Origin of the sequence: Alicyclobacillus vulcanalis (genome assembly GCF_900156755.1) — a bacterium.
Classification (GTDB): Bacteria; Bacillota; Bacilli; order Alicyclobacillales; family Alicyclobacillaceae; genus Alicyclobacillus; species Alicyclobacillus vulcanalis.
Map to the genome: position 1 here is coordinate 1 of NZ_FTOO01000021.1, position 4,652 is coordinate 4,652.

Annotated in this window: 2 protein-coding genes, 15 tRNA genes, 2 pseudogenes and 1 other annotated feature; of the genes and pseudogenes, 16 read left to right on the forward strand and 3 right to left on the reverse strand. The window is 59.6% G+C overall.

What is annotated here, in order from left to right; genetic code table 11:
• The 16 genes and pseudogenes from BW934_RS14895 to BW934_RS14480 all read left to right on the forward strand — a co-directional run.
• Positions 1–165: pseudogene (locus tag BW934_RS14895) on the forward strand (ISLre2 family transposase); the annotation flags it as partial.
• 118 nt (positions 166–283) lie between these two features.
• A tRNA-Lys gene (locus tag BW934_RS14410) sits at positions 284–359 on the forward strand.
• 3 nt (positions 360–362) lie between these two features.
• Positions 363–437 (forward strand) — tRNA-Thr (locus tag BW934_RS14415).
• A 74-nt stretch (positions 438–511) separates the two neighbouring features.
• A tRNA-Arg gene (locus BW934_RS14420) sits at positions 512–588 on the forward strand.
• A gap of 7 nt (positions 589–595) precedes the next feature.
• Positions 596–672, forward strand: a tRNA-Pro gene (locus BW934_RS14425).
• A 6-nt stretch (positions 673–678) separates the two neighbouring features.
• Positions 679–754, forward strand: a tRNA-Ala gene (locus BW934_RS14430).
• Between the two features lie 8 nt (positions 755–762).
• A tRNA-Asn gene (locus tag BW934_RS14435) sits at positions 763–837 on the forward strand.
• 6 nt (positions 838–843) lie between these two features.
• Positions 844–919 (forward strand) — tRNA-Thr (locus BW934_RS14440).
• Between the two features lies 1 nt (position 920).
• Positions 921–992 (forward strand) — tRNA-Glu (locus tag BW934_RS14445).
• A gap of 53 nt (positions 993–1,045) precedes the next feature.
• A tRNA-Gly gene (locus tag BW934_RS14450) sits at positions 1,046–1,120 on the forward strand.
• A gap of 19 nt (positions 1,121–1,139) precedes the next feature.
• Positions 1,140–1,213 (forward strand) — tRNA-Gly (locus tag BW934_RS14455).
• Position 1,214: 1 nt separating this feature from the next.
• Positions 1,215–1,289: transfer RNA gene (locus BW934_RS14460), tRNA-Val, on the forward strand.
• 5 nt (positions 1,290–1,294) lie between these two features.
• Positions 1,295–1,370 (forward strand) — tRNA-Glu (locus tag BW934_RS14465).
• Positions 1,371–1,375: 5 nt separating this feature from the next.
• A tRNA-Ser gene (locus tag BW934_RS14470) sits at positions 1,376–1,471 on the forward strand.
• Positions 1,472–1,475: 4 nt separating this feature from the next.
• Positions 1,476–1,552 (forward strand) — tRNA-Asp (locus tag BW934_RS14475).
• 3 nt (positions 1,553–1,555) lie between these two features.
• Positions 1,556–1,632 (forward strand) — tRNA-Ile (locus BW934_RS14480).
• 144 nt (positions 1,633–1,776) lie between these two features.
• Here BW934_RS14480 and BW934_RS14485 read toward each other — a convergent pair.
• The 3 genes and pseudogenes from BW934_RS14485 to BW934_RS14900 all read right to left on the reverse strand — a co-directional run.
• The gene (locus BW934_RS14485; protein WP_084182642.1) at positions 1,777–2,262 is read right to left on the reverse strand and encodes a glutathione peroxidase; all 486 of its coding nucleotides are present in this window, start codon (positions 2,260–2,262) and stop codon (positions 1,777–1,779) included.
• Between the two features lie 84 nt (positions 2,263–2,346).
• Positions 2,347–4,041, reverse strand: coding sequence for a 2-isopropylmalate synthase (locus BW934_RS14490; protein WP_076349293.1), 1,695 nt, complete (start codon positions 4,039–4,041; stop codon positions 2,347–2,349).
• A 62-nt stretch (positions 4,042–4,103) separates the two neighbouring features.
• Positions 4,104–4,354 (reverse strand) — a binding site (T-box leader).
• A gap of 133 nt (positions 4,355–4,487) precedes the next feature.
• Positions 4,488–4,652 (reverse strand): annotated as a pseudogene (locus tag BW934_RS14900) (ISLre2 family transposase); the annotation flags it as partial.

Genomic DNA, 4,652 nt, shown 5'->3' on the forward strand with positions numbered 1-4,652 from the left:
GCCCAAGAGGCGGTCGTGACGGACGCGGAGATGACGCGCAAAGTCGAGGCAGCGGCGTCGTGGCTGGAAGCTCATATGCCTGCACTGGCCGGGCCGCATGCGAGCCGGCCATGGGTGAAGTACGTGCTTCGTGAGCTGGCGCGGCTTCCGCACACCATTGCGTGACGGCTTGGCGCAGTGAGGTCCCCTACGACAACTTGACACGCACCGCAAGGCATTTCCCCTTGACAAGACGCTTAGGCCGTGCTAAAGTACCGAATGCCCAGCGCTGTTCGTGGGCTAAGAGCCATTAGCTCAGTTGGCAGAGCACCTGACTTTTAATCAGGGTGTCGCTGGTTCGAATCCAGCATGGCTCACCACATGCCACCTTGGCTCAGGGGTAGAGCAGCTCACTCGTAATGAGCAGGTCGTCGGTTCGAATCCGACAGGTGGCTCCACACGGGCAACGGTCTCGTTGCCCGCTCACCCGCTGGTTGGTTGAACAGCGGACCACAACGATATGCTTATACGCGCGCCCGTAGCTCAGTCGGATAGAGCGTTTGACTACGAATCAAAAGGTCGGGAGTTCGAATCTCTCCGGGCGCGCCATTTCATGCGGAGCATAGCGCAGCTTGGTAGCGCGCCTGCCTTGGGAGCAGGAGGTCGTGGGTTCAAATCCCGCTGCTCCGACCAGCCTTCGGGGGTATAGCTCAGTTGGGAGAGCACCTGCCTTGCAAGCAGGGGGTCGTCGGTTCGAATCCGGCTACCTCCACCAAGCGTCGTTCCTCGATAGCTCAGCGGTAGAGCATCCGGCTGTTAACCGGAGGGTCGCAGGTTCGAATCCTGCTCGGGGAGCCAGAACCCGCTCCCATAGCTCAGTCGGTAGAGCGCATCCATGGTAAGGATGAGGTCACCAGTTCGAGCCTGGTTGGGAGCTCCAGGGCCCCATGGTCAAGTGGTTAAGACACCACCCTTTCACGGTGGTAACGGGGGTTCGAATCCCCCTGGGGTCATCTCATGGCTTGACGATGAAGCATTCTGGCAGGTATAATGGTTGAGCCGTCGTGCGGAAGTAGCTCAGGGGTAGAGCATCGCCTTGCCAAGGCGAGGGCCGCGGGTTCGAATCCCGTCTTCCGCTCCACATGGAGGTTCTCCTCCTCGCGGGTGTAGTTTAGTGGTAAAACATCAGCTTCCCAAGCTGAGGTCGGGGGTTCGATTCCCCTCACCCGCTCCATGCGGCTGTAGCTCAGAGGGAGAGCACTACCTTGACACGGTAGGGGTCACAGGTTCAATTCCTGTCAGCCGCACCATTCGAGGCCCTATCGTCTAAGGGTTCAGGACGCCGCCCTCTCACGGCGGAAATCGGGGTTCGAATCCCCGTAGGGTCACCACCCATGGAGTGATGGCCGAGTTGGTCGAAGGCGCTCGCCTGCTAAGCGAGTATACGGTTGTTAAGACCGTATCGAGGGTTCGAATCCCTCTCACTCCGCCACATTGGAACTGTGGTGTAGAGGCCTAACATGCCTGCCTGTCACGCAGGAGATCGCGGGTTCGAATCCCGTCAGTTCCGCCATGTGCGCCCATAGCTCAGTCGGCTAGAGCGCACGACTGATAATCGTGAGGTCGGTGGTTCGAATCCACCTGGGCGCACCAATGAGACAGCAGCCGTGTCTGGACGGCTGCTGTCTTCGCGTTCTTGCGGTTTTTTCTCCGCCAGGCTGTGTAACCGGCGACGCCCGTTCCCATGTCGGCGGACACTTTCGTACCTGTCTCGTGCCTTGAACTTCACCGGCTCCTTTAAGAACGAGCCAGGCACGCCTCGATGTCGTCACGAAGGCTCTCCGGTGACGTCTGCGGCGCGTAGCGCTTCACCACACGCCCATCGCGGTCGATGAGAAACTTGGTGAAGTTCCATTTAATTGCCTCGGACCCAAGCGCACCTTTTGCCTCCTTCTTCAGAAATTCGAACAGCGGGTGCGCATTCGGTCCATTCACGTCGATTTTCGCAAATACGGGGAACGTGACGTGGTACGTCGTGCTGCAGAAGGCCTGAATCTCCTCGTTCGATCCCGGCTCTTGATTGCCAAACTGATTGCAGGGGAAGCCCAGAACTTCGAAGCCGCGATCGCGATATGCCTCGTACAAGTTCTGCAACCCCTCATACTGTGGCGTAAAGCCGCACTTGGATGCTGTGTTCACGATCAGTAACACCTTGCCCTCGTACTCGCGCATGGACAGCTTCGTCCCGTCGGCTTTCTCCACCTCGAAATCGTAGATGGTCAATTCCATCACCTCCGCTTCCTATCGTATCACTCATATAAATTGCCCACAAATCAATTGGCCTCGGCACTTCGCCGAGGCCTGACATCATTTGCCCACTGCCAACGGCACCTCGCCGCTGTGCACGAGCATGCGATTCACAGCGCTCACCAGCGCCTTCGCCGATGCCTCCATGATGTCGGTATCGACGCCGCACCCGTAATGGGTATTGCCCTTCTCGTCGTCGACGCTGATGTAGGCCACTGCGCGCGATCCCGACCCCACTTCCAGCGCGTGTTCCTTGTACGTGAGGTTTGCGACGCGAATTCCAAGCCCTTCCTCAAGGGCGTGACACAGAGCATCGAGGCGCCCGTTCCCAGCGCCTTCAATTTCGACCTGCTGCCCCTGCCACACCACGGTTGCGCGCACTCTGTGCATGCCCTTCGCGTCTGTGCCCGTCAATTCGACGAGATCGAGCGGCTCGGCGAGGTTTACAAACTCGCGCATGAAGATCTCGGCGATCTCGTCCGCGGAGAGTTCCTTTTGCTCGCGATCCGACACCCGTTTCACCGCATAGCCCAACTGCTCCCGCATCTTCGGCGGCAAGTCGAACCCGTGCGACTGCTCCAGCACGTAGCCAATGCCGCCCTTGCCCGATTGGGAGTTGATCCGGATGATGTCCCCTTCGTATTCTCTGCCGATGTCCTTCGGATCGATGGGCAAATACGGGACGGTCCAGTGCTCGGGCGACTTCTCTTCCCGCCATTTCATGCCCTTCGCAATGGCATCCTGATGCGATCCAGAAAACGCCGTGAAGACAAGTTCCCCTGCGTACGGATGGCGCTTGCTCACCTGCATCTTGGTGAGGGCCTCGACGCGAGCCTGGATGGCCGGGAGATTGGAGAAGTCGAGCCCCGGATCGACGCCGTGCGAATACAAATTCAGCGCAAGCGTCACGATGTCCACGTTGCCCGTGCGCTCCCCGTTTCCAAACAGCGTGCCTTCGAGCCGCTCCGCGCCCGCGAGCATGGCCAGCTCCGCTGCGGCCACGCCGGTGCCGCGATCGTTATGCGGATGCACCGACAGCACGATGGCATCGCGCCAGGCCAAGTGCTTGCCCATGTACTCGATCTGGCTTGCGTACACGTGAGGCATCGAGAGCTCGACGGTCGCCGGCAGATTGATGATCACCTTCCGCTCAGGCGTGGGTTGCCACACGTCGAGCACGGCGTTGCAGATCTCGAGCGCAAAGTCCAGCTCCGTCCCTGTGAAACTCTCAGGAGAGTATTGGAAGAAGAAGTTCCCCGGCGTCTGGCGAGCGAGATCGCGGATTTGCTCGGCGCCAGTCACGGCGATGCGCACGATCTCGTCCTTGTCAGCCCGGAACACCTGTTCGCGCTGCGCCACGGAGGTCGAGTTGTACAGGTGGACAATGGCGCGCTTGGCCCCGCGGATGGCTTCAAACGTGCGCTCGATGATGTGATCGCGCGATTGAGTCAGAACTTGGATGGTGACGTCGTCCGGGACGAGGTTGCGCTCGATAAGGGTTCGGACGAACTCGAACTCGGTGTCCGACGCCGCAGGAAAACCGACTTCAATCTCCTTGAAGCCGATCTCGACGAGCAACTGAAAGTAGGCGAGCTTTTCTTCCAGATTCATCGGCACGATGAGCGCTTGGTTTCCATCGCGGAGATCGACGCTGCACCAGATGGGGGGGTGATCGAGGCGATCCCGTCGCGTCCAGTCGAAGCAGGGCTCATCGGGGAGGAAATATTGCCGGGTGTACTTGTTGGCATTCTTCATATCCATCCACTCCTTCGTATGTCTTTCTCGGGTTTTCGGAAAATGAAAAAGGCCTCATCTCGTATAGAGACGAGGCCGGGTTGGCTCGCGGTACCACTCTACTTGGCTCTCCTTGCGGAAAAGCCCCCTCTGTCGACGGCAAACACCGTCTAGCCCTGTAACGCGGGCGCGCGGCACACCCTACGGGCACGCGCGGTGCCGTTCAGGCTGCAGTTCATGGGCGAGTTCGGGACGCGCCTTCGACCGGTTCGCACCGTCCACCGGTTCTCTGAACTCGAGCGGCATCCGTACTACTCCCACTCTTCACCTTTCCCTATTTTCAGATTTGCGCACGACATTCATCCGTTCAGATGATTTCATCGTAAGAGCATTCAGCGGAGATGTCAAGCGGGCAGGGCCCGTCGTGCGTGTCAAGTTGTCGTAGGGGACCTCACTGCGCCAAGCCGTCACGCAATGGTGTGCGGAAGCCGCGCCAGCTCACGAAGCACGTACTTCACCCATGGCCGGCTCGCATGCGGCCCGGCCAGTGCAGGCATATGAGCTTCCAGCCACGACGCCGCTGCCTCGACTTTGCGCGTCATCTCCGCGTCCGTCACGACCGCCTCTTGGGC

What these genes read in the sequence shown, in the direction of transcription:
- BW934_RS14490 (WP_076349293.1), bottom strand. Translation starts at nt 4,041, where the DNA reads ATGAAGAATGCCAACAAGTACACCCGGCAATATTTCCTCCCCGATGAG.